The 21117-nt window shown below is 61.6% G+C and carries 26 protein-coding genes; 10 read left to right on the top strand and 16 right to left on the bottom strand.

What is annotated here, in order from left to right; all coding sequences use genetic code 11:
* The first annotated feature begins 2 nt into the window (after positions 1-2).
* Entirely contained in the window at positions 3-785 is a 783-nt protein-coding gene (locus AB7813_RS21015) for a molybdopterin-dependent oxidoreductase (RefSeq protein ID WP_315840051.1), read from the top strand.
* Here AB7813_RS21015 and AB7813_RS21010 read toward each other — a convergent pair.
* Positions 772-1959, bottom strand: coding sequence for a YbfB/YjiJ family MFS transporter (locus AB7813_RS21010; protein WP_439065508.1), 1188 nt, complete (start codon positions 1957-1959; stop codon positions 772-774). The two genes, AB7813_RS21015 and AB7813_RS21010, sit on opposite strands and share 14 nt — an antisense overlap.
* Before the next feature lie 138 nt (positions 1960-2097).
* Between AB7813_RS21010 and leuB the strand changes: the two genes are divergently transcribed.
* Positions 2098-3210, top strand: a complete 1113-nt coding sequence (leuB, locus tag AB7813_RS21005; RefSeq protein WP_439065507.1) for a 3-isopropylmalate dehydrogenase — start codon at positions 2098-2100, stop codon at positions 3208-3210.
* Between the two features lie 207 nt (positions 3211-3417).
* Here the strand turns inward: leuB and AB7813_RS21000 are convergent, their stop codons facing one another.
* The 3 genes from AB7813_RS21000 to AB7813_RS20990 all read right to left on the bottom strand — a co-directional run bounded on the left by AB7813_RS21000 (position 3418) and on the right by AB7813_RS20990 (position 5510).
* Positions 3418-4002: a hypothetical protein gene (locus AB7813_RS21000; RefSeq protein WP_439065506.1), complete on the bottom strand. Its 585-nt coding sequence runs from the start codon at positions 4000-4002 to the stop codon at positions 3418-3420.
* Between the two features lie 140 nt (positions 4003-4142).
* Positions 4143-4520 (bottom strand): hypothetical protein, encoded by a 378-nt coding sequence (locus AB7813_RS20995; protein ID WP_089266485.1) that lies wholly within the window; start codon positions 4518-4520, stop codon positions 4143-4145.
* A 186-nt stretch (positions 4521-4706) separates the two neighbouring features.
* Positions 4707-5510, bottom strand: a complete 804-nt coding sequence (locus AB7813_RS20990) for a hypothetical protein (protein ID WP_439065505.1) — start codon at positions 5508-5510, stop codon at positions 4707-4709.
* Positions 5511-5625: 115 nt separating this feature from the next.
* Here AB7813_RS20990 and AB7813_RS20985 point away from each other — a divergent pair, with 115 nt between their 5' ends.
* Positions 5626-6660, top strand: a complete 1035-nt coding sequence (locus tag AB7813_RS20985) for an aspartate-semialdehyde dehydrogenase (protein WP_068737914.1) — start codon at positions 5626-5628, stop codon at positions 6658-6660.
* Between the two features lie 58 nt (positions 6661-6718).
* Here AB7813_RS20985 and AB7813_RS20980 read toward each other — a convergent pair whose 3' ends face one another.
* Entirely contained in the window at positions 6719-7354 is a 636-nt protein-coding gene (locus AB7813_RS20980; RefSeq protein ID WP_068737916.1) for a carbonic anhydrase, read from the bottom strand.
* Between the two features lie 209 nt (positions 7355-7563).
* Here AB7813_RS20980 and AB7813_RS20975 point away from each other — a divergent pair, with 209 nt between their 5' ends.
* Positions 7564-8442: an HpcH/HpaI aldolase/citrate lyase family protein gene (locus tag AB7813_RS20975; RefSeq protein WP_439065504.1), complete on the top strand. Its 879-nt coding sequence runs from the start codon at positions 7564-7566 to the stop codon at positions 8440-8442.
* A gap of 238 nt (positions 8443-8680) precedes the next feature.
* Here the strand turns inward: AB7813_RS20975 and AB7813_RS20970 are convergent, their stop codons facing one another.
* From AB7813_RS20970 to AB7813_RS20960, 3 genes are all read right to left on the bottom strand, one after another.
* Positions 8681-9472, bottom strand: coding sequence for a hypothetical protein (locus AB7813_RS20970; RefSeq protein ID WP_439065503.1), 792 nt, complete (start codon positions 9470-9472; stop codon positions 8681-8683).
* Positions 9473-9493: 21 nt separating this feature from the next.
* Positions 9494-10099, bottom strand: coding sequence for a 3-isopropylmalate dehydratase small subunit (gene leuD / locus AB7813_RS20965; RefSeq protein ID WP_089266479.1), 606 nt, complete (start codon positions 10097-10099; stop codon positions 9494-9496).
* Positions 10100-10170: 71 nt separating this feature from the next.
* Positions 10171-10572 (bottom strand): metallopeptidase family protein, encoded by a 402-nt coding sequence (locus AB7813_RS20960; protein ID WP_089266478.1) that lies wholly within the window; start codon positions 10570-10572, stop codon positions 10171-10173.
* 205 nt (positions 10573-10777) lie between these two features.
* Between AB7813_RS20960 and AB7813_RS20955 the strand changes: the two genes are divergently transcribed.
* The 4 genes from AB7813_RS20955 (at position 10778) to AB7813_RS20940 (ending at position 13173) form a co-directional block, all read left to right on the top strand.
* A complete protein-coding gene (locus AB7813_RS20955; protein ID WP_374725621.1) occupies positions 10778-11065 on the top strand; it encodes a hypothetical protein in 288 nt (95 codons plus the stop codon).
* A gap of 237 nt (positions 11066-11302) precedes the next feature.
* On the top strand, positions 11303-11593 hold the full coding sequence (locus tag AB7813_RS20950) for a hypothetical protein (RefSeq protein WP_120287769.1): 291 nt from the start codon (positions 11303-11305) through the stop codon (positions 11591-11593).
* Between the two features lie 162 nt (positions 11594-11755).
* Entirely contained in the window at positions 11756-12199 is a 444-nt protein-coding gene (locus AB7813_RS20945) for a hypothetical protein (RefSeq protein WP_439065502.1), read from the top strand.
* A 311-nt stretch (positions 12200-12510) separates the two neighbouring features.
* Entirely contained in the window at positions 12511-13173 is a 663-nt protein-coding gene (locus AB7813_RS20940) for a hypothetical protein (RefSeq protein WP_439065501.1), read from the top strand.
* An 85-nt stretch (positions 13174-13258) separates the two neighbouring features.
* On the opposite strand, the gene AB7813_RS20935 is transcribed toward AB7813_RS20940, so the two are convergent.
* The 4 genes from AB7813_RS20935 to trmD form a co-directional block, all read right to left on the bottom strand.
* The gene (locus tag AB7813_RS20935; protein WP_439065500.1) at positions 13259-14428 is read right to left on the bottom strand and encodes a winged helix-turn-helix domain-containing protein; all 1170 of its coding nucleotides are present in this window, start codon (positions 14426-14428) and stop codon (positions 13259-13261) included.
* Between the two features lie 88 nt (positions 14429-14516).
* Positions 14517-15932 carry a 3-isopropylmalate dehydratase large subunit gene (gene leuC / locus AB7813_RS20930; RefSeq protein WP_093757912.1) on the bottom strand — a complete coding sequence of 472 codons (1416 nt, stop codon included), beginning with the start codon at positions 15930-15932 and terminating at the stop codon, positions 14517-14519.
* Between the two features lie 354 nt (positions 15933-16286).
* On the bottom strand, positions 16287-16685 hold the full coding sequence (gene rplS / locus AB7813_RS20925) for a 50S ribosomal protein L19 (protein WP_441228331.1): 399 nt from the start codon (positions 16683-16685) through the stop codon (positions 16287-16289).
* Between the two features lie 122 nt (positions 16686-16807).
* Positions 16808-17566 carry a tRNA (guanosine(37)-N1)-methyltransferase TrmD gene (gene trmD, locus AB7813_RS20920; protein WP_441228330.1) on the bottom strand — a complete coding sequence of 253 codons (759 nt, stop codon included), beginning with the start codon at positions 17564-17566 and terminating at the stop codon, positions 16808-16810.
* Here trmD and AB7813_RS20915 point away from each other — a divergent pair.
* Positions 17565-17789 carry a hypothetical protein gene (locus AB7813_RS20915; RefSeq protein ID WP_441228329.1) on the top strand — a complete coding sequence of 75 codons (225 nt, stop codon included), beginning with the start codon at positions 17565-17567 and terminating at the stop codon, positions 17787-17789. The two genes, trmD and AB7813_RS20915, sit on opposite strands and share 2 nt — an antisense overlap.
* A gap of 49 nt (positions 17790-17838) precedes the next feature.
* A complete protein-coding gene (locus tag AB7813_RS20910) occupies positions 17839-18000 on the top strand; it encodes a hypothetical protein (protein WP_441228328.1) in 162 nt (53 codons plus the stop codon).
* A 3-nt stretch (positions 18001-18003) separates the two neighbouring features.
* Here AB7813_RS20910 and rimM read toward each other — a convergent pair whose 3' ends face one another.
* The 4 genes from rimM to AB7813_RS20890 form a co-directional block, all read right to left on the bottom strand.
* On the bottom strand, positions 18004-18528 hold the full coding sequence (gene rimM, locus AB7813_RS20905; protein WP_441228327.1) for a ribosome maturation factor RimM: 525 nt from the start codon (positions 18526-18528) through the stop codon (positions 18004-18006).
* A 6-nt stretch (positions 18529-18534) separates the two neighbouring features.
* Entirely contained in the window at positions 18535-18867 is a 333-nt protein-coding gene (rpsP, locus tag AB7813_RS20900) for a 30S ribosomal protein S16 (RefSeq protein ID WP_089266465.1), read from the bottom strand.
* A gap of 49 nt (positions 18868-18916) precedes the next feature.
* Positions 18917-20434, bottom strand: a complete 1518-nt coding sequence (ffh, locus tag AB7813_RS20895) for a signal recognition particle protein (protein WP_441228326.1) — start codon at positions 20432-20434, stop codon at positions 18917-18919.
* Positions 20435-20633: 199 nt separating this feature from the next.
* Positions 20634-21044, bottom strand: a complete 411-nt coding sequence (locus AB7813_RS20890; RefSeq protein ID WP_089266461.1) for a winged helix-turn-helix transcriptional regulator — start codon at positions 21042-21044, stop codon at positions 20634-20636.
* Positions 21045-21117: the final 73 nt, after the last annotated feature.

Here is a 21117-nt window from a genome sequence, read left to right as displayed (position 1 = left end):
CCATGATCAGGAAACTCCGCTCCCTCATCATTCCCGGCGTCGACAAGAATCTCCTCGTCAAGGATGCCACCAAACTGATGCCCGATCTGTCGCGCCGCCGTTTCATCGCGTCGGGTGCAAGCTTCGGCGCGTTAACGCTGCTCACCGGCTGCGATGTGAGCGACAGTCTCTCGGCCGAGAACCTGCTGACGCATATGTCGAAGTTCAACGACATGGTGCAGGCCCGAATCTTCAATCCGAACACGCTGGCACCAACCTATTCCGAGAAAGACATCAAGCGTCCATTTCCGTTCAATGCCTTCTATGCCGAGGACGACGCGCCGAATGTGGACGGCAAGGAGTGGAAGCTCGAAGTCTCCGGCCTCGTCCAGGACAAGAAGTCATGGACGCTGGACGAACTGCATAAACTGCCCGAGGTGTCACAGATCACCCGCCATATCTGCGTGGAAGGCTGGAGCGCCATCGGCTCCTGGCAGGGTACGCCGCTGCGTGACTTCCTGAAACTGGTCGGCGCGGACACCAATGCAAAGTGGGTCCATTTCCGCTGCGCCGAGGACTATACGAGCTCACTCGATATGCCCACGGCCATGCATGCGCAGACGCAGATGACCTTCAAATTCGACAACCAGCTTCTGCCGCGGGCCTATGGTTTCCCGATGAAGATCCGCGTACCGACCAAACTCGGATTCAAGAATCCGAAATACGTCGTCGCGATGGAAGTCACCAACGACTACAAAGGCGGCTATTGGGAAGACCAGGGCTATAACGATTTCAGCGGGAGCTGATCGGTTTCTGGAACATCGACATGGCAGCGCCAATCGCGAGCGTTGCCGCCGAGACCACCAGCGCCGAGGTGAGGCTACCCGTTGCATCCGTGATAGCACCCACCGCGATCGGGCCCAAGGTCTGGCCGATGCCGAACACGATCGTCACCGCTGCAATGGCCTTCGACCATGCCGCGCGAGGATAGTTGAAGCGCACGAAGGCCGTGGTCGCCGCAACCACCGCGAAGAATGCAACGCCGAAAATGGCGGCGGAGATGCCGAGCACCACAGGCGAATGCCCGAGCAGCGGCATCGCTGCGCCTACCGCATTGGTGCCGAGAATGATTGCCATGGCGCGGCCGCTCTGGCCACGCGCGAGCACGCCGCGCCACAGCCAAGGCGACGCGAACGAGCTGACGCCGATCAGACACCAGAACGCACTCTGGGCCACAGCGCTGCCGCCGCCATCGCGCACATAGGCAATCATGAAGGTCATGTAAGCGATATAACCGGCGCCAAACATGAAATAGGCAATGAGGTAAATCCACATCGGGCGGATCGCGAGCGGCACCTTGTCGTCCGTTGACGTGTCATCGGACGCATCAACGCGCGGACGCAATAGAGGCAGGCCGATGACGACCGATACGAGACCAAGGACCAGCCACACGATCCACCAGGAGCCCGGACCGAAGCCCTGCAGCACGAATGGCGCGATCAGGCCGGACAGGAGGATGCCCATACCTGGCCCGGCATAAAACAGACTGAGCAGATAGGACGAGCGTTCGGGATAAGCGAGGCCGATGGTGGCGGCGAGCGCGCCGCCGGCCACGAACGAAACCGCCGCGCCAAAACCGGTGACCAGCCGCGCGATGCTGAGCAGCGTAAAATCCACGGTGACGCCGCAAACGATGAGCGACAGGATGCAAGCAAGCGTACCGCCCTGAATCACCGCGATTAGACCGAAGCGCCTGCCGAGCCCGGCCGCAACCAGAGCGCCGGCGAGATAGCCCGCGGCGTTGACGGTATTCATGAAGCCGGCCGCCGAATAGGACCATTGCAGGCTGTCGCGCATATCGGGCAACACTAGCGAATAGGCAAAGCGGCCGATGCCGAGCCCGATGGCCGGCGCGAGCGACAGGACGACTATCAGCCACGCCGGGTTAGGGCGCGCCGGGGAAGGCACAGATGACGTCACGGGGATCTCCGCTGCGTCAGCAATGTCGCAGGTTTCACGGCACCCGCAATCATCCCTTCGGCAACACTGTCTTGCCATTCCTGCAATGACGTCTTAGCACTCGCGGCAATCAGTAACGGATTGCAAGGGCACTTGAATATGGCAACGCACAAATTGCTGCTTCTCCCCGGCGACGGCATCGGCCCTGAAGTGATGGCCGAGGTGAAGCGCCTGATCGACTGGATCGATGCCCAGGGCATCGCCAAATTCACGATCGAGAACGGCCTGGTTGGCGGCGCCGCCTATGATGCCGACAAGCTCCCTATCACCGATGCCACAATGGCCAAGGCGGATGCGGCCGACGCCATCATCTTCGGCGCCGTCGGCGGCCCGAAGTGGGACAGCGTGCCCTATGAGCATCGCCCCGAGGCCGGCTTGCTGCGCCTGCGCAAGGATCTCGGCCTGTTCGCCAATCTGCGCCCAGCCGTGTGCTATCCCGCGCTGGCGGAATCATCGAGCCTGAAGCGTGAGGTCGTCGAGGGCCTCGACATCATGATCGTGCGCGAGCTCACAGGCGGCGTCTATTTCGGCGAACCGAAGACCATCACCGATCTCGGCAACGGCCAGAAGCGTGCCGTCGATACGCAGGTTTACGACACCTATGAAATCGAGCGCATCGCCCGCGTCGCTTTCGATCTAGCCCGCAAGCGTCAGAACAAAGTGACGTCGATGGAGAAGCGTAACGTCATGAAGTCGGGCGTGCTCTGGAACGAGGTTGTCACCCAGGTGCATGGCCGCGAATACAAGGACGTCACGCTCGAGCATCAGCTCGCCGATTCCGGCGGCATGAACCTCGTGAAGTGGCCGAAGCAGTTCGACGTCATCGTTACCGACAACCTGTTCGGCGACATGCTCTCGGATATCGCGGCGATGCTGACCGGTTCGCTCGGCATGCTGCCCTCGGCCTCGCTCGGCGAAGTCGATGCCAAGACCAAAAAGCGCAAGGCAATGTATGAGCCGGTGCATGGTTCGGCGCCGGACATTGCCGGCAAGGGCATGGCCAATCCGCTGGCGATGATCGCCTCGTTCGGCATGGCGCTGCGTTACTCGCTGGACATGGGTGAGTTGGCCGACAAGGTCGACCAGGCCATCGCCGCGGTGCTGGCAAAGGGTCTGCGCACGGCCGATATCAAGTCGGAAGGGTCAACCGTGGTGAGCACATCCGGCATGGGCGAAGCACTGCTGAAGGAATTGCAGGCGCTGCACGCTTAAGCGCGCGAAGGCTCAAGCCTCTCAATCTGTCGTCCCCGCGAACAGAAAATGCCCGGCTGAGCCGGGCATTTTCGCATTCGGACGTCGCTGCACTCGGTAGAGGGGGAAGCACTCGGGATCGCCGCCGAAATCCCTCTGCGAGTTAAGACGTTGGCGGTCCAGCGGACGGTTTTTAGCAGTCGAAAGGGTGGCTGAAAGGATTAAGATCTATATTCGGTTGCCGATTTGCGGCATTCCATCAGATACATTCTCCAGCAAATTCTTGAGAAGGCTGATTTGACCAATTAATTGGATTGCCTCTCCAGGGGTCATCTTTGCATCTTCCTTGGCGTGCGCAGCAGTATTCCGTGCCTGCCGCAAACTTTGGAACAGTGTAATTACGTTTGCCGAAATATAGCTCTCGTCGGCTAGCGCCTTGAGTACCTCGTTTAGATTTCGATGTGGTTTGTCATCAGGTAGTTTCTGCCGTATTCGCAGCAGCGTCCCTTCCAACCCCTTAAACGATTGCAACAAAGCTGCTTCAGGGAAGTTTTGGGCCAAATTAACGAGAGAGGGATCAATATCTGCGGCGTTCTCTGCAACATCTCCGCGCTCAAACTTTACGGCTTCGCTTGCTCGCTCAGCCAATTGCACCTCTTGCGCAAGTTCAACGTTGACGCCCGCGGCGCCAAATTTCTTGATCTGCGAAAGGATGTGCCTGAGCTGCTCCTTGAATACATAAACTATGACAATAGCAGCCGTCGGCCACGCCAAAGCGCCCACAACGCTAGCAATAAATTGCTTCCAATCCATGTCTTCCCCCGCCCCAATTCTACTTTTAAGAAATATCGCTCGTGAAAGCAATTTCAGATTGATGCGCTACTTCGTTTTATAGCCCCAAACAAAAAATGCCCGGCTGAGCCGGGCATTTTCGTATCGATATGTCGCCGCGCTCAGTAGAGCGGGAAGCGCTCGGGATAGCCGCCGAGATCCCACTGCGAGTTGAGCGGCTGGCGATCCAGCGGACGGTTGTTGTTGTCGCGGGCGAAAGAGTAACCGGGCGGATAGGCATAGTCGGTGAACTTGCGGTCACCCGGGAGCACTTCGACGCCGGCATCGAGCCAGGAGCGACGCGTCACGTAAACGCGGGTGCGGCCCTGCTGATAGGACACGTTCGGGCCGCGCGCGCCATAAACAGCGTCACGGTCAGAAACACGAACCTTCTTCTTGGTGGCGGCATCGGCCGGCGAGACGGCAACGGCGGTCGCGATGACGGCAACCGTCGCGAACAACATGGCGAGAGTTTTCGCGGCGGGGAATTTCAAGGTCATCAGGTCCTCATTGCAGTCAGAAGATCGGCATTCAAAAGCCGAGTCGGCAAATCCGATTTGCGGTCAATTTAGCTGGCCGGGGTATCCGGCCACAAGGTCTATCCGGCCACAGTCGTCGATATAATGCGCGGTGTGGCCGAATGTTGCATGTAATCCAAGGTCTTGGTCCAACCCATCACGAAGAGGTCACAAGCTGCCGCGCAGCAGCGGGTTCTGGGCACCCGTGACCCAATCGGCCGAGGCCGCTGACAGCGCCGCGCCGCTGATGCAGCCGGCCCGCTTCAAATCTGCCTGAGCAAAGGCCTCCTGCAGTCGGGGTTCATTGCCGGCGGTGAGCAGCACCAGCCGGTTTAGCGTGCAGGCAATGGCCGCCCGCCGCGCCGGCAGGCCGTCGCCCTGGCACGACCAGCCGGAAATCCTGAGATTGGCCACCTCCAGCGTCTTCATGAAGCCGAGGCAGCGCTTGCTGTCCTTCAGCCGGTCGGAAAAGCCCATCAGGGCGACCGGCCCGAATTTGCTGTCGATAATGCCCTCGCCCACCACGTCGCGGACGCCGCCGGGGTCCATGCGGCCCGCGATATCCGCTGCCGGCGGGCCTGCCCGGTCAGCCTCGGCACCAGGACGATACAATTCCAACTCGGCCACCGGGGGCTCCCCGGGCGACGCCCAGCGCAAGACATCCTTGCGGCCGCCTTCGGGGTGTCTCAAAATCTCGTAAGAGGCTGTTTTACCTAATGAATCAAACTGGCTGACAGCAAAAGCGGGATGGGAACGGCTAGCGACACTCCAGCCAGCCTTGGCGGCTGGTTCGCTGCTGAGGTCGAATTCCAGTCCGTCGAAAACCGTAACCGCGGCCATGACAACCAGTGCCAGCACCCCCATATAGGCGAGCAGACGCACGGCGATGGCACCGCACTCGTCGGCAAAGCTCTGCAGGGCCGGATGGACACCTGCCGACTTTGGGTGGTGCGAAACCAAAATTGAACGCATCAACACACGCAAACACGCTTAGGACGTTGTCTTTGCGACGTTTCTCGCATAGAAGCGCGGCTCTTCCCTTTCCACGGTATGTGGGGGTGAAGCATATTTCTTCGGAGAGTGAACGATGGGTTACAAAGTCGCGCTGGTCGGAGCGACCGGCAATGTCGGGCGTGAAATGCTCAGCATTCTGGATGAACGTAAATTCCCCGCTGACGAGGTCGTGGCGCTCGCGTCGCGCCGCAGCATGGGCGTTGAGGTTTCCTTCGGCGATAGAACCCTGAAATGCAAAGACCTCGCGACCTATGACTTCAGCGATGTCGACATCTGCCTGATGTCGGCCGGCGGAGCCGTGTCCAAGGAATGGTCGCCGAAGATCGGCGCAGCCGGCGCCGTCGTGATCGACAACTCGTCGACCTGGCGCATGGACCCCGACGTGCCGCTGATCGTACCGGAAGTGAACGCCTCGGCCGTCGATGGCTTCACCAAGAAGAATATCATCGCAAACCCGAACTGCTCGACTGCGCAGCTCGTGGTGGCGCTGAAGCCGCTGCATGACAAGGCGACGATCAAGCGCGTTGTCGTCTCGACCTATCAGTCGGTGTCGGGTGCAGGCAAGGATGCGATGGACGAGTTGTTCTCGCAGACCAAGGCCGTCTACACCAACTCTGAGCTGGTCAATAACAAATTCCCGAAGCGTATCGCCTTCAACGTGATCCCGCAGATCGACGTGTTCATGGAGGACGGCTACACCAAGGAAGAGTGGAAGATGATGATGGAGACCAAGAAGATTCTTGATCCCAAAATCAAAATGTCCGCGACCTGCGTGCGCGTGCCGGTGTTCGTCGGCCACTCGGAAGCGGTCAACATCGAATTCGAGAATCCGATCTCGGAAGATGAAGCCCGCGACATCCTGCGTAATGCGCCAGGCTGCCTCGTGATCGACAAGCGTGAGCCGGGTGGCTACGTCACACCCTATGAGGCCGCCGGCGAAGACGCCACCTATATCAGCCGCATCCGTACGGATTCGACGGTCGATAACGGTCTGGTTCTTTGGTGCGTGTCGGACAACCTGCGCAAGGGCGCGGCGCTCAACGCCGTGCAGATTGCGGAATGCCTGATCAACCGCAAGCTGATCACGGCGAAGAAGAAGGCCGCGTAAGCGGACCTTCGATCTCCAGCAATCAAAAGCCGGATGCTCAGCATCCGGCTTTTTTGTTTTACGCCACCGGCCGAAACTCTTTCGCGGCCTGATCGAGCACGGACAGCGAGCCGACAGCGACGCCGAAGTAAGCGCCGTGCAATTCCAGCTCGCCGCTCTCGACCTTGCTGCTCACGAACGGGAACGTCATCAGGTTTTCCAGACTGCGGAACACGGCGGCCTTTTCGATACGGGTGACGAAATCCTGGAACGCCTCGTGCTCGCGGATCTCGACCTTCTCGTCGGGCTTGATGAACATCGACATCCAGCGGCCGATGAAGTCACCCGGCGACAGCGGCGCCGCATTGTCGACGAAAGCGCGGATGCCGCCGCATTGCGCGTGACCGAGGATGACGATGTGCTTCACCTTCAACACCTGCACCGCATATTCCAGCGCTGCCGAAACGCCATGGGCGCCGCCATCGGGCTGATAGACCGGCACCAGGTTGGCGATGTTGCGCACCACGAACAGTTCGCCGGGCGAAGCATCGAAGATGACCTCCGGCGACACACGCGAGTCGCAGCAGCCGATCACCATGACTTCCGGCGATTGGCCCTTTTCCGATAATTCGCGGAAGCGCGACTGCTCGGTCGGCAATCGCTCCGACGTAAAGGTCTGGTAGCCGGCAATGAGCTGCTTCGGAAATGATGTCATGGTCTGCCTCGTTCGGAGCATGATCCCGAAAAGTGGATACCGGTTTTCGCCGACAAACGGGTTCGTTTGTCGAGAGATCACGCTCAAACATACGGTCCCCACGGATAACCATAGGACGCCAGCGCGAACAAGCCTTCCGGGCGGCGGGCTGAAATGTTATCGCGAATGCCTGAATAACGAACAGGCCATAATCACAGGGAAATGACGCCATGATCCGTCCGCGCCGCAGCCATTTGTTCATGCCCGGCTCGAACCCCCGCGCGCTGGAAAAGGCCCGTACCGTGGCCGCTGACGGCATCATCCTGGATCTCGAAGACGCCGTGGCGCCGGACGCCAAGGGAACCGCGCGCGACGCCATCGCGCAGACGCTCAATGCCGGCGGCTTCGGCAAGCGCGAGGTCATCATCCGCATCAATGCACTGGATTCGCCGTGGTGGATCGACGACGTGACCATGGCCGGCAAGGCCAAGCCCGATGGCATCCTGGTGCCGAAGATTTCCAGCGTCGAGGATCTCTCAGCCGTTGCCGATCGCCTGAGTGACATTGGCGCCGACATGTCGATCAAGGTCTGGGCCATGATCGAGACCTCGCGCGCCATCCTGCACGCGGAAGAACTCGCGGCCGCCTCGCGCGATTCCGAAAATCGCCTGGCCGGATTCGTGTTCGGCCCCAACGATATCGCCCGCGAGACCCGCATCCGCATGATGCCCGGCCGCGCGGCGATGCTGCCGATGATTACCCATTGCGTGCTGGCGACGCGGTTGCATGGTCTCGAAATTCTCGATGGTCCCTACAGCAATTTCAGCGATACCGAGGGTTTCATCGCCGAAGCCGAACAGGGCCGCGACATCGGCTTCGACGGCAAGACGCTGATCCATCCGAGCCAGATCGAGGCCTGCAACAAGGTCTTCACGCCGCCGGACGACGAAGTCGCCCAGGCCCGCCGCATCATCGCCGCCTTCGAACAGCCGGAAAACGCCAAGCGCGGCGCGATTCAGCTCGACGGCAAGATGGTCGAGCGGCTGCATGCGGACATGGCCAAGCGCACGATCGCGATCTCGGACGCGATTGCGGCGATGGGGGGCTAGTACCGGTCAGCAACGACGCGCTTCTTCACCCTCCCCCTTGCGGGGAGGGTGGCGCGTTGCGAGCGCAGCGAGCAGCGCGACGGGTGGGGGTGCCACAGGCGATGCTCTCACGTGTGGCACCCCCACCCCGGCCTCCACCTGAACGATGCTTCGCATCGTCAGGTTCGGCCGACCCTCCCCGCAAGGGGGAGGGATACCGCGGGCCGTTGCGCGAAATTTGTAGATTCAAAGGCTGATACTAACGAGCGCCAACCCACTCCGTCGCCCATGCATAAAAACTCCCCGGCATCGGCGCGTCTTTGCCGCGCCCCTTGGGCGAGATGTGGAAGCCTAGAATCCCGGGATCATCGAGTAGCACTTTGAAATTCGACGGCTCGAAGAACAGCTTCGGCTCGGCATGAACCGCATAATACGACTTCCGCGGCAGCGCGTGATGCTGCGCGCCATGGCGCTTCGCCAGCGCCGTCAGCGATGCCGGGCCGAAGATCGCGACGCGGACGTCGCTCGCGCGCTTCGACCTGTCGCGCCATTTGCGCCATGCGAAAGCGAGGCGATGGCGCAATGACATCCAGTCTGGCGTCAACTCGTCCTGCCTGATCAGCGCCTCGAACGCCGCGACGATCGGATCGTCGGGCGGCAGATACAGCACCGAATTGCCGAGCTGACGTCGCTTCTCCCAGGCGAAATAGGGTTTTGCGGAATCGATCTCGATCGGCTTCAGCAACAGCACATCCGCGTCGAGCCAGAGGCCGAGACCTTCGGCCATCAGCCGGATGCGAAAGAAATCGCTGAACTGCAGTGGGGTCCAGCCAACCCACGCGCCATCGGGAGCTGATGGGCGCAGCCGCTCGGCGAAAGCCCGCGGCAACACGGCTTCTGCATCGGCATTGCTCACGCCATCCGGCAGATCGGTGATCGGTGCAAAACTGTAGAGCGTGACGCGGTGGCCGGCCTCGACCTGCGATCTCAGGCACAGCCGGCGCAGCGCATCGAGTGGGCCCTCCCAAAAGGTGACGACGTCAGGAATCACGCGTCACCTTCCGAAGTGAGATCAGGCCCAGGCGCGTGCGGTCTTGAGCTTCTCTTCGTAGCTGTCGATGGAGGCCTTCTTCTCCATCGTCAGGCCGATATCGTCGAGACCGTTGAGCAGGCAATGCTTGCGGAACGGATCGATCTCGAACTTCACCGTGCCGCCATCAGGGCCGCGGATTTCCTGGTTCGGCAGGTCGATGGTGATCGTCGCATTGGCGCCGCGCTCGGCATCGTCGAACAACGCGTCGAGATCCTTCTGCGAGACGCGGATCGGCAGCACGCCGTTCTTGAAGCAATTGTTGTAGAAAATGTCGCCGAACGAGGTCGAAATCACGCAGCGGATGCCGAAATCCAGCAGCGCCCAGGGCGCGTGTTCGCGCGACGAGCCGCAGCCGAAATTATCGCCGGCCACCATGATCTTGGCGTTGCGATAGGCCGGCTTGTTGAGCACGAAATCCGGGTTCTCGCTGCCGTCATCCAGGTAGCGCGCTTCCGAGAACAGGCCCTTGCCGAGACCGGTACGCTTGATGGTCTTCAGATACTGCTTCGGGATGATCATGTCGGTATCGACATTGATGATCTTCAGCGGCGCCGCGACGCCTTCCAGCGTGGTGAACTTGTCCATGAACGTATCCTCGGATTGAGCGGGCATTTTAGCCCGATCGGGCGGCCCGTCCAAGGGTGATCTATGCAGGGCTAATCGGCGACGCCGGCCTCGATGGCCTCCATATCGGCGTCCGAGAGGCCGAAATGGTGGCCGATCTCGTGGATCAGCACGTGGCGGACGATATGGCCGAGGGTTTCGTCGTGTTCGGCCCAGTAATCCAGGATCGGCCGGCGATATAGCCAGATCATGTTGGGCAACTGCCCGGTATTGTCCTGGCTCTGGAACGGCAGGCCGACACCCTGGAACAGGCCGAGCAGGTCGAATTCGGTCTCGGCCTGCATCTCCTCCAGCACCTCATCCGTCGGGAAATCGTCGACCCGGATGATCACGCCCGCGCAGAGCTTGCGGAAATCCTCCGGCAGGAGGGCGAGCATGGCATGGGCCATGTCTTCCATTTCCGCGAGATCGGGAGCTTTTGCCTGGTGCCACATGTTTCCCTGTCTAGCCAATTCCCATGACATGGCAATGCGCCGGCACAGGGCCGTCCCGGCGGTTGACGGGCGGGCGTCAATCGGAGACTTTGCGGCATTCTTTTGAGGCATGATCTCTCGACAAACGAACCCGTTTGTCGGCGAAAACCGGCATCCACTTTTCGGGATCATGCTTATGGCAGTTTGGGGCGTGACAATGCGGATCATGATGGCGGCACTGGGATTGGCGGTTGCGCTCGGCGGCTTGCCGATGGCGAACACCGCACAGGCGCAGACGGCCACGCAGGTCGCCCAATCCGACGACAGCGTTCAGCCCCGCCGTGCGCGCCCGCGCGTTCGTATCTATCGCACCCCGGACGAACGCGGTGTCTATCCCAGCTACAATCCCGGCCCGAATGCCGTCCGCGATTGCACCGCCAATCTGGTGCAGGAATATCGCCCGAGCGGCACCGTGATCGTGCCGCGCATGAACTGCTACTGGCGCCGCGGCTGAGTAGACACTTCATACTTTGATTTTGAATAACGTCAGGCCGAGGCTTTGCAACTGCGGAGATGGCGTTCGCATGCGCTGACTTTCGTTCCAGCGATGCGTCACAAAACCCTGCGACATATCGCACCGGGCATATTCACATCGCGTTCACCTCCTGCGCCCTAGCGTCATGCACATGGGCGATGATCCATTCGTGAAGCTGCATCTCGACATGAACGCAGCAGACTCAGGAGAGAACACGTGAACGTGAAGAAATTTTTCGGCCTCGCCGCCATCGCAGGATTGCTGTTCGTCGCAGCGCCGACGCAGCAGGCAAATGCAGTCTCGCTGAACAGCCCGGGCATCGCATCGTCCGTGCAAGGCGGTGAGAAGCTGACGACTGAGGTGCAGTATCGTCATCACCACAATCGCGGCTATCGCGGGCATCACGGCATGCGGCGTCACCACGGTTGGCATCGTCCGCATCACATCCGCCGCCATCACGGCTGGCACCGGCCGCATCACGTGCGTCGTCACGGCTGGCGCTACTGAGACTCTCTCTAAAGTCCAAACAGGCGTGCGCAAGCGCGCCTGTTTTCTTGACGAGATGTTGACCGCGTCGGTCTGTCGCGGGAAATCATTGCAGCTATATGCGTTATGGGGTGAAGGCGACGAAAGACGATCGATGGAAAGCGATCGAGGCAAGGAAAAATCATGAAGAACTGGGTAGGCGCAGCCATGCTGGCTGCAACACTTTCACTCGGTGGCGCATTGACCAGCGCCCCCGCAATGGCTGACGCACAGACGCCTCAAAAGGCTGCGGCAGACAACAAGGCCAAGGCGACGGACTTCAGCGCGCAGCGGCGCCATCGTCACTTTCACCACCGCCATCATCACTTCGGCCACCGGCACTACGGATATCGCGGCTATTACGGCCCGCGCTATGGCTACGGATACGGCTATCGCCCGTACCGTTCCTATTACGGCCCGGCCTATTACGGGCGCCCGTATGCCTATCGCCCTGCCTACTACGGCGGATACGGCTACCGGCCCTACGGCTATTACGGCGGCTATCGTCCCTATGGCGCCTATGGTTATGGCCCGGGCATCGGTTTCGGCGGCCCGCTCAGCGTCGGCTTCAGCTTCGGCCGCTGGTAAATTCCAGGATCTCTAGACGACATTGACAGGCGCCCTTTGCGGCGCCTGTTTTTTTGTGCGCGCCGCGCGGCTTCCGCCTGCGTCATTCATGACGCGTTCAGATCGACATCCTTAATTTTCGGTCAAGGCGCGACAATTCACATGACACGACCATGCGCAAACGCACCGTTCGCGCAAACGCGGACCTGCACTGTCAGGTTTGCGCGATCGATGTCCCATGCGCCGATCGAGGGAGGATGTTTCCGATGAGAGATGTTCAGAATCGACAACCTGTCCTGAATCCCGATCGAGGTTTTGCGATCAGACAATTCATGACGCGCTCGCTCGGCGTGGCTGCCGCCGCAGCGATGGTGATATCGCTGACGCCATCGGCACGGGCGGTCTCGCTGATCAATCCCGGCGCGGCACCCGCAGCCAAACAGGCTAGCGACGCGCTGCTCATGCCGGTCCAGCATCGCGGTGGACGCGGCGGCGGTGGCGGAGGAGGTTTCCGCGGCGGTGGCGGCGGCGGTCACGCCTTTCATGGCGGAGGCGGCGGCGGATTTCGTGGCGGCGGCATGCCGGCGTTTCGGGGTGGAGGTGGCGGCGGAGGCTTCCGGGCCGCAGCGCCGGCATTCCGTGGCGGAGGCGGTTTCCGTCCGGGCCCGGCCTTTGTCGGCGGCGGTTTCCGGCGTGGCCCCGCATTCCATGGCGGCGGCTATCGATACGCGGCGCCATTGATCGCCCGGCGCCCCTATTATGCGCCGACACGCTACTACGGCGCGCGCCATTACGGCTATCGCCGCCATTTCCGGCCGCATTATTACGGCTATGCGCCGAGCTATTATTACGAGCCACGCTACTACCAACCGCGCCGTTTCTGCCGGATCGTCTCGACCTATTACGGCCCACGCAAGATCTGCCGTTATCGCCCCTGGCATCACCGCCACTGGCACTACCGGCGGCATCACCATCGCTTCAACATTTATTGGTGAGATGGGTCGGGTTGACTGAAGCGACTCTCCACACACTCCGTCATGGCCGGGCTTTCCCCGGTCATGACAACTGAGTGTTAGTCGCTCACTCCCCCAACTGAAACGCCTCGAACCGCCCGAGCTCTTCCTCGATACGGCGCTTCCATTCCTTGCGCTGCATTTTCGACTTCGCACCATCACCGACCCAGCTCCATTGCTGCATCAGCAATTTGCGCTTCTGCCGATCGGTCTTGAGATCAACCGCTGCAACGATCTGATCATCCACCAGCACCGGCAGTGCGAAGTAGCCGAGCTGGCGTTTTTCCTTCGGCACATAGGCCTCGAAGCGATGGTCGTGGCCGAAGAACAAATTCGTGCGCTTGCGCTGGATCACCAGGGGATCGAACGGTGACAGCACATGCACCAACCCCACCTTGCCTTCGCTCCCGTCTTCGAGCGCGACGGGCGTCGTCCAGTGCTCCTGCTTGCCGGCGCCATCAAGCGTAACGGCCATCAGCTCGCCCTTGCGCACACGGGCCTCGATCAGCTTGCGTATGCCGGCCTTGCTCGGTGCATCCAGATGGCAGATCGAGTCCAGACTGACGATGCCCTGCGACCGCAGCGCGCGGTTCAGCAGATAGGCGAATTTCTCCGTAGCACTCGCGGCTTTCGGCAGCGTCTCCCAGCCGAAATGCCGCAGCAGAAGATCGTAGGTCTTCAGCATGCCCTGCCGTTCGGAGATCGTGAGATGCCCCTCATAAAACGCCAGCTGCAGCGCCCGCTTTGACGGCTTGCGGCTGGCCCATTCGTGATCCTTCTCGCGCAGCACATCGTCATCGATATCGCGAATCGACAACGGGCCGGCCCTGGCCAGCCGCATGACCTTGCGCTTGTCCGCCGGTGTCACCGACGCGAACCAGCTGTGGCCCTCACGGCGATAATATTTCATGTCCGGCACGAAGAAGCCGATGTCGTCGGTCGGCACATAGGCCAGCGCATGGGTCCAGTATTCGAACACGCTCTTGTCGTGCGTCTGCGCCTGCCTGAGATCGGCGCGTTTGTAGTTCGGGATCCGTGAGAACAGGATGTGATGGTGACTGCGCTCGATCACATTGATGGTGTCGATCTGCACATAGCCGAGATGCTGGACCGCGGCCTTCACGGCCTCCGCGCCATCACCGAACGGCGCCCGCGTATCGAGCCGCTGCGCGCGCAACCAGATGCGGCGGGCCGTCGTGTTGGTCAGTGCGATCGGTTTGACGGGTGCGCGAGGCATGCGTGACAAATTGCGAAGCTCATAGAAAGACGACCTGCATCAGCAGGCCGTCGATCTTACCGAGGATGCGTCGCCCCGTGCAGCTAAATTAATGCCACTCGCGGATATCGACGAAGTGCCCCGCGATCGCAGCCGCAGCCGCCATCGCCGGCGACACCAGATGGGTGCGGCCCTTATGGCCCTGACGACCCTCGAAGTTGCGGTTCGAGGTGGCGGCGCAGCGTTCTTCCGGCGCCAGCTTGTCGGGGTTCATCGCCAAGCACATGGAGCAGCCCGGCTCGCGCCATTCGAAGCCGGCCTTCAGGAAGATCTTGTCGAGGCCTTCAGCTTCCGCTTGTTCCTTCACCAGACCCGAGCCCGGCACGATCATCGCCGAGACATGGCCGTTGACGGTCTTGCCGTCGACGACCTTGGCCGCGGCGCGCAAATCCTCGATGCGGCCATTGGTGCAGGAGCCGATGAACACACGATCCAGCTTGATGTCGGTGATCTTGGTGCCCGCGGTCAAACCCATATAGGCCAGCGCGCGCTCCTTGGAGAGGCGCTTGGCTTCATCGGCGATGTCGGCGGGGTTCGGCACCTTGCCGGAGATCGAGATGACGTCCTCGGGCGAGGTGCCCCAGGTGACGATGGGCGGCAGCTTCGCAGCATCGAGACGAATCTCATGATCGAAATGCGCGCCTTCGTCGGAGCGTAGCGTCTCCCAGTAGCGCACGGCCTGTTCCCACATCTCGCCTTTCGGCGACATTGGACGACCTTTCAGGAATTCATAGGCCTTCTCGTCGGGCGCGATCAGGCCGGCACGGGCGCCGCCCTCGATGGACATGTTGCAGACCGTCATGCGGCCTTCCATCGACAGAGCGCGGATCGCCTCGCCGGCATATTCCAGCACATAGCCGGTGCCGCCGGCGGTACCGATTTCGCCGATGATGGCCAGGATGATGTCCTTGCCGGTGACGCCGTCGGGCAATTTGCCGTCGACGGTAGCGCGCATGTTCTTCGCCTTCTTCTGGATCAGCGTCTGCGTCGCCAGCACGTGCTCGACTTCCGACGTGCCAATGCCATGCGCCAGCGCGCCGAATGCGCCGTGCGTCGAGGTGTGGCTGTCGCCGCAAACGATCGTCGTTCCCGGCAGCGTAAAGCCCTGCTCGGGGCCGATGACGTGAACGATGCCCTGACGCTTGTCGAACTCGTTGTAATATTCGATGCCGAATTCACGCACGTTCTCGGCCAAAGTCGCGATCTGCTCGGTGCTTTCCGGATCGGGATTGGGCTTGGTGCGATCGGTGGTCGGCACGTTGTGATCGACGACGGCGAGCGTCTTCTCTGGCGCATGCACACGGCGGCCGGCGGCACGCAGGCCTTCGAACGCCTGCGGGCTCGTCACTTCGTGCACCAGATGGCGATCGATATAGAGCAGGCAGGTGCCGTCAGCGGCTTCCTCGACCAAATGGTCGTTCCAGATCTTGTCGTACAGGGTGGTCGGCTTTGCAGAGTCAGTCATGAGATCAGGCCTCAAAAGAAAACGTGGGCCAGTTGCGTGCTGCTAAATGATTCGCCGCATCGACGGCGCAAAGCGCGCAACTGAGAAACGGGAAAAGAAACGCGTGAGATTGCTCACGCGCTTCTAAGCGCGCCCACGATCGACGTGGTGAAGCGACCGAAGAAGCGACCGGGCAGCCGACTATGATCGTCGATGACGATGCGCAAAGCGTGCTGGTGCAGGTCTAGAAACATTCCAGTCATATAGCACTCAGCGATCACGACGCCAATGCGACGGAGGTATGCAGTCTTCACGTAACAAAAAAGCGCGGCTTGCGCCGCGCTTTTCGCCTCGCACATTCGATGGTGCGGAAAATTACTTGGCAGCAGCCGCAGCAGCGACCTTGGCCGGACGCTCGGTCTTCTTCTCGACGATGCGGGCCGACTTGCCGCGCAGATCGCGCAGGTAATACAACTTGGCGCGACGCACCTTGCCGCGACGCACAACCTTGATCGAGTCGATCATCGGGGAGAGCAGCGGGAACACGCGCTCGACACCCTCGCCGTAGGAGATCTTGCGAACGGTGAAGCTCTCATTGATGCCACCGCCGTTGCGGCCGATGCAGACGCCTTCATAGGCCTGCACGCGGGAGCGCTCGCCTTCGACAACCTTCACGTTGACGATGAGGGTGTCGCCGGGACCGAATTCCGGGATCGACTTGGTGGCGGAAAGGCGGTCGAACTGCTCTTTTTCAAGCGTCTGAATCAGGTTCATCGAAAATCTCCATCGGCGGCGCGCCCAGACGTTGCGCGGGCTGCGCACGAAACTCTTACCCTGCCAGTGCACGGATTTGGCGCTGCTATACGGGAAAGCGAAGCCGTTGTCACCCGTCTCTGTCACTCGCCCGTCGTGATTTTTGGCGGTTTTCGCTTTCTGCCCGATTCCGGGGCTTTCGGGCGAGCCGCCCATAAATCGGGCCGGCGCTCCTGGGTAAGCGCCTCCGCCTCGGCCAGCCGCCATTTGGCAACCTTCGCATGGTCGCCCGAAATCAGGACATCCGGGATTTGACGCCCCTCGAAGGTCTGCGGGCGGGTATATTGCGGGTATTCGAGTAGCCCATCAGAGAAACTCTCGTCGGTTCCAGACGCCAACTTACCCATGACCCCCGGCAGAAGCCGCACGCAGGCATCAATCAGCGTCATGGCGGCGATTTCGCCGCCGGACAGCACATAGTCCCCGATCGAGACTTCCTCGAGCCCTCGCGCGTCGATGACGCGCTGATCGATCCCCTCGAAACGGCCACAGACGATCAGCGGCCCCGGCCCGGCCGCCAGCTCCGCCACCCGCGCCTGGGTCAATGGCCGACCGCGCGGGCTCATCACCAGCCTGGGGCGATCCTGCGCATCCGCCGCATCGATCGCCGCCCCCAGCACGTCAGCCCGCAGCACCATGCCCGGTCCGCCGCCGGCAGGCGTATCATCGACACTGCGATGCTTGTCTGTGGCCGAGGCGCGGATATCCCGTGCCTCCAGCGCCCACAGGCCGGAAGCCAGCGCTTTGCCGGCAAGGCTGATGCCGAGCGGGCCCGGAAACATCTCGGGAAACAGCGTCAGCACCGTCGCGCGCCATGGCGCGGATGAAGGATCGGAAGTCATGGCCTTCCATCGCGCGTCCGGCGCGAGGCGTCAAACCCCGGCGATCGCCGCGTCAGGCCGCCGACATCTGCTCGCTGGTGTCACCGGCATCGAAGGCGGCGCGAGCGGCCTTGATCTCCGCGAAGCTGCGCTCAGCCCAGTCGATCAGGCCGGCCAGCGGCCCGAGGGCCGAGGGCCGATTGTCGCAGCGGCGACAGCCGATATTCGACCGAAAGCAGAGTGACAAAACAGTCCCATACGTTCGTCCGCCGGAAGCCGAATTCAAGGCCATCATGCTCAATGCGGGCCTTCCGGAAGAACTCGCGGATCTGATCGCGACGTCAAACACGGCGGCAGCCGACGGCGCGCTGTTCGATGACAGCCATACGCTGAGTAAGCTGATCGGGCGGACGACGCCGTTCGCAACAACGATAGCGGAGGCGTTGAAAGCGTAAACCCTACGCCGCGGTGGGATCGTCGCCGATGATCTCACCGGGCAATTCGATCACGACCTTGCCGGCCTTGATATCGACCGTTGGCACCACCGCATTGGTGAACGGCAACAGCATGGTCGCGCCTTCCAGCGGCGCGATCTCTATGATGTCGCCGGCACCGAAATTATGGATGCCGACGACACGGCCGACCGCATCGCCCGCGGCATTGACCGCAGCGAGGCCGATCAGGTCGGCGTGGTAATATTCATCGTCTTCGGTGTCGGGCAGCGCGTCGCGCGCCACATAGAGCTCGACGCCATTGAGGCGCTCGGCGTCTTCGCGGGTGGCGACGCCTTTCAGCGTCGCGACCAGATGACCCTTGGCCTCGCGGACATCATCGACCTCGAAACTCCGCTTGCCGTCCTTGGTGGCAAGCGGACCGTAGTCGCACACGGCGAATGGATCTTCGGTGAAGGTCCACAGCCGGACCTGGCCGCGCACACCATGCGGCGCGCCGATGCGCGCGACGCAGATTTGCGCGGAGGTCATTCCGCCTTACTTCTTGGCGGCGGCTTCAGCGTTGGCCTTGCGCTCCTTGCGCGGCACGGCCTTCTCGGGATTGTTGCGGGCTTCGCGCTTCTGAACGCCAGCGGCATCGAGGAAGCGAGCAACGCGATCCGACGGCTGTGCGCCCTTGGCGATCCAGGCCTTGGTCTTGTCGAGGTCGAGCTTCAAGCGCAGCTCGTTGTCCTTGGCGAGCAGCGGATTGAAATAGCCGAGACGCTCGATGAAGCGGCCATCGCGGGGAAAACGCGAGTCGGCGACGACGACGTGATAGACGGGGCGCTTCTTGGTGCCTGCACGAGCGAGGCGGATAACGACGGACATGGGATTCTCCTAAGTATGTTCGATTTGAATGTGAGTTGAATGGATCGCGTTATTTCTTTTTCCCGAGACCGGGAAAGCCGCCGAGTCCCGGCAGCGTCGGTTTGCCCAGGCCCGACAGGCCCGGGAAATCTTTCGGCAATGACGGCATACCCTGCGGCATCCCGCCCGGCATCTTCTCGGCCATCGCCTTCATCTGTTCGGGCGACGGCATGCCACCGCCGCCGAAGCCCATGGCCTGCGCGATGCCGGCCATCGGGCCGCGCTTGCCTGAGCCCATGGCCTTCATCATGTCGGCCATGTTCCGGTGCATCTTCAGCACCTTGTTGACTTCCTCGACCTTGAGGCCGGCGCCGGCAGCGATACGCTTCTTGCGGCTGGCCTTGAGAAGGTCGGGATTCTTGCGCTCCTGACGCGTCATCGAATCGATGACTGCGATCTGGCGCTTCACTACGCGGTCATCGAGACCGGCGGAGGCGATCTGGTTCTTCATCTTGGCGATGCCGGGCATCATGCCCATCAGGCCGGAGAGACCGCCCATATTGGTCATCTGGATCAGCTGCTCACGCATGTCGGTGAGATCGAACTGACCCTTGCGCATGCGCTCGGCCGTGCGCGCAGCTTTTTCCGCATCGATATTCGCAGCGGCGCGCTCGACCAGCGAGACGACATCGCCCATGCCGAGAATGCGGCCGGCGATGCGGCTCGGATGGAAGTCTTCCAGCGCATCGGTCTTCTCACCGGTACCGATCAGCTTGATCGGCTTGCCGGTGACGGCGCGCATCGACAGCGCAGCACCACCGCGGCCATCGCCGTCGACGCGCGTGAGCGCGATGCCGGTAAGGCCGACGCGTTCGTTGAAGGAGCGCGCGAGATTGACGGCGTCCTGACCGGTCAATGCATCCGCCACCAGCAGTACTTCATGCGGATTGGCGATCGCTTTGATCTCGATCGCTTCCGACATCATCTCTTCGTCGAGCGTGGTGCGACCGGCGGTGTCGAGCAGAACCACGTCGTAGCCGCCAAGCTTGGCGGCCGACAGCGCACGCTTGGCGATCTCAGCGGGCTTCTGGCCTTCGACGATTGGCAGCGTCTGGATGTCGAGATCGCGGCCGAGCACCGCGAGCTGCTCCATGGCGGCCGGACGATAGACGTCGAGCGAGGCCATCAGCACCTTGCGCTTGTCGCGCTGGGTGAGACGGCGTGCGAGTTTTGCAGTGGTGGTGGTCTTACCGGAGCCCTGCAGACCGACCATCATGATGGCGACGGGTGGCACGGCTTGCAGATCGATGCCGCCTTCACCGTCGGTGCCGAGGGTGGCGACCAGCTCGTCATGGACGATCTTGACGACCATCTGGCCGGGGGTGACCGACTTGACGACGGTGGCGCCGATGGCCTGTTCACGGACACGATCAATGAAGCTGCGGACCACGTCGAGCGAGACGTCGGCCTCGAGCAGCGCCCGGCGGACTTCGCGCATGGCGGCATCGACATCAGCCTCCGACAGCGCACCGCGCCCGGTGAGCCGATCGAGAATTCCGCCAAGCCGTTCCGACAGACTGTCGAACATCGATTGTCGCTTCCGCTCGTGCCATCCCCATGATGGCAAATAACCAAACACTTTTGCGCCCGAGGGCGCATCGCGCTGTCGGGCGTTGACCTCCGGTCTCCAGGACCGGTCGGCGGGTCGAAAAGAGAACTTTTCGAGAAGTGGCGGGATTTACAGTGCTGGAGCCCGATAAGTCAAGGTTTGCAGGGCGATCCCCTGGTCAGGCGGCCGCGCTCCGGGTTCCGCCGGCATCATAGTGCTGCTGTGCCTCAAGCACCTGGCCCATATGGTTTTCAGCCCAGACCCGCAGCGCATCGACGGTATCCGACAGGGTTCGTCCGAGCGGAGTGATCGCATATTCGACCGTGACCGGGACGGTGGGGATCGCCTTGCGGCTCACCAGGCCATCGCGCTCCAGGCTTTTCAGGGTCTGCGACAGCATTTTCTGCGAGATTCCCTCGATCTGCCGCCGCAGCTGGTTGAAGCGAACGGGGCCGTCCGTGAGCAGGCCCAGCACCAGAACCGCCCATTTATCGGCGATCCGGTCCAGAACCAGCCGGGTTGGGCAGCTGCTCGCATAGACGTTGCCGGCTTTCCAGCGCTGGGCGGCGCTTTCGATATCGGTCTGCATGGCGGCGGTCTCCTCGGGGTAACCAGCTAACGCAAAAGTGCCTTCTTCACAGCTACTGCCGAAATGAATAGCA

The organism is Tardiphaga sp. 20_F10_N6_6, from assembly GCF_052076045.1.
Taxonomy (GTDB): domain Bacteria; phylum Pseudomonadota; class Alphaproteobacteria; order Rhizobiales; family Xanthobacteraceae; genus Tardiphaga; species Tardiphaga robiniae.
This window is presented reverse-complemented; position numbering and strand designations above follow the sequence as displayed.

Coding starts and splice junctions, on each gene's coding strand:
- AB7813_RS20975 (WP_439065504.1), top strand. CDS start 7,564: ATGATCCGTCCGCGCCGCAGCCATTTGTTCATGCCCGGCTCGAACCCC.
- AB7813_RS20890 (WP_089266461.1), bottom strand. CDS start 21,044: ATGCAGACCGATATCGAAAGCGCCGCCCAGCGCTGGAAAGCCGGCAAC.
- AB7813_RS20940 (WP_439065501.1), top strand. CDS start 12,511: ATGACGCGCTCGCTCGGCGTGGCTGCCGCCGCAGCGATGGTGATATCG.
- AB7813_RS20980 (WP_068737916.1), bottom strand. CDS start 7,354: ATGACATCATTTCCGAAGCAGCTCATTGCCGGCTACCAGACCTTTACG.
- leuB (WP_439065507.1), top strand. CDS start 2,098: ATGGCAACGCACAAATTGCTGCTTCTCCCCGGCGACGGCATCGGCCCT.
- AB7813_RS20990 (WP_439065505.1), bottom strand. CDS start 5,510: ATGCGTTCAATTTTGGTTTCGCACCACCCAAAGTCGGCAGGTGTCCAT.
- AB7813_RS20945 (WP_439065502.1), top strand. CDS start 11,756: ATGAAGAACTGGGTAGGCGCAGCCATGCTGGCTGCAACACTTTCACTC.
- AB7813_RS20960 (WP_089266478.1), bottom strand. CDS start 10,572: ATGTGGCACCAGGCAAAAGCTCCCGATCTCGCGGAAATGGAAGACATG.
- AB7813_RS21000 (WP_439065506.1), bottom strand. CDS start 4,002: ATGGATTGGAAGCAATTTATTGCTAGCGTTGTGGGCGCTTTGGCGTGG.
- AB7813_RS20985 (WP_068737914.1), top strand. CDS start 5,626: ATGGGTTACAAAGTCGCGCTGGTCGGAGCGACCGGCAATGTCGGGCGT.
- AB7813_RS20995 (WP_089266485.1), bottom strand. CDS start 4,520: ATGACCTTGAAATTCCCCGCCGCGAAAACTCTCGCCATGTTGTTCGCG.
- rplS (WP_441228331.1), bottom strand. CDS start 16,685: ATGAACCTGATTCAGACGCTTGAAAAAGAGCAGTTCGACCGCCTTTCC.
- rpsP (WP_089266465.1), bottom strand. CDS start 18,867: ATGTCCGTCGTTATCCGCCTCGCTCGTGCAGGCACCAAGAAGCGCCCC.
- leuC (WP_093757912.1), bottom strand. CDS start 15,932: ATGACTGACTCTGCAAAGCCGACCACCCTGTACGACAAGATCTGGAAC.
- AB7813_RS20910 (WP_441228328.1), top strand. CDS start 17,839: ATGCTCAATGCGGGCCTTCCGGAAGAACTCGCGGATCTGATCGCGACG.
- rimM (WP_441228327.1), bottom strand. CDS start 18,528: ATGACCTCCGCGCAAATCTGCGTCGCGCGCATCGGCGCGCCGCATGGT.
- AB7813_RS21015 (WP_315840051.1), top strand. CDS start 3: ATGATCAGGAAACTCCGCTCCCTCATCATTCCCGGCGTCGACAAGAAT.
- leuD (WP_089266479.1), bottom strand. CDS start 10,099: ATGGACAAGTTCACCACGCTGGAAGGCGTCGCGGCGCCGCTGAAGATC.
- trmD (WP_441228330.1), bottom strand. CDS start 17,566: ATGACTTCCGATCCTTCATCCGCGCCATGGCGCGCGACGGTGCTGACG.
- AB7813_RS20915 (WP_441228329.1), top strand. CDS start 17,565: ATGGCCTTCCATCGCGCGTCCGGCGCGAGGCGTCAAACCCCGGCGATC.
- AB7813_RS20935 (WP_439065500.1), bottom strand. CDS start 14,428: ATGCCTCGCGCACCCGTCAAACCGATCGCACTGACCAACACGACGGCC.
- AB7813_RS20955 (WP_374725621.1), top strand. CDS start 10,778: ATGATGGCGGCACTGGGATTGGCGGTTGCGCTCGGCGGCTTGCCGATG.
- ffh (WP_441228326.1), bottom strand. CDS start 20,434: ATGTTCGACAGTCTGTCGGAACGGCTTGGCGGAATTCTCGATCGGCTC.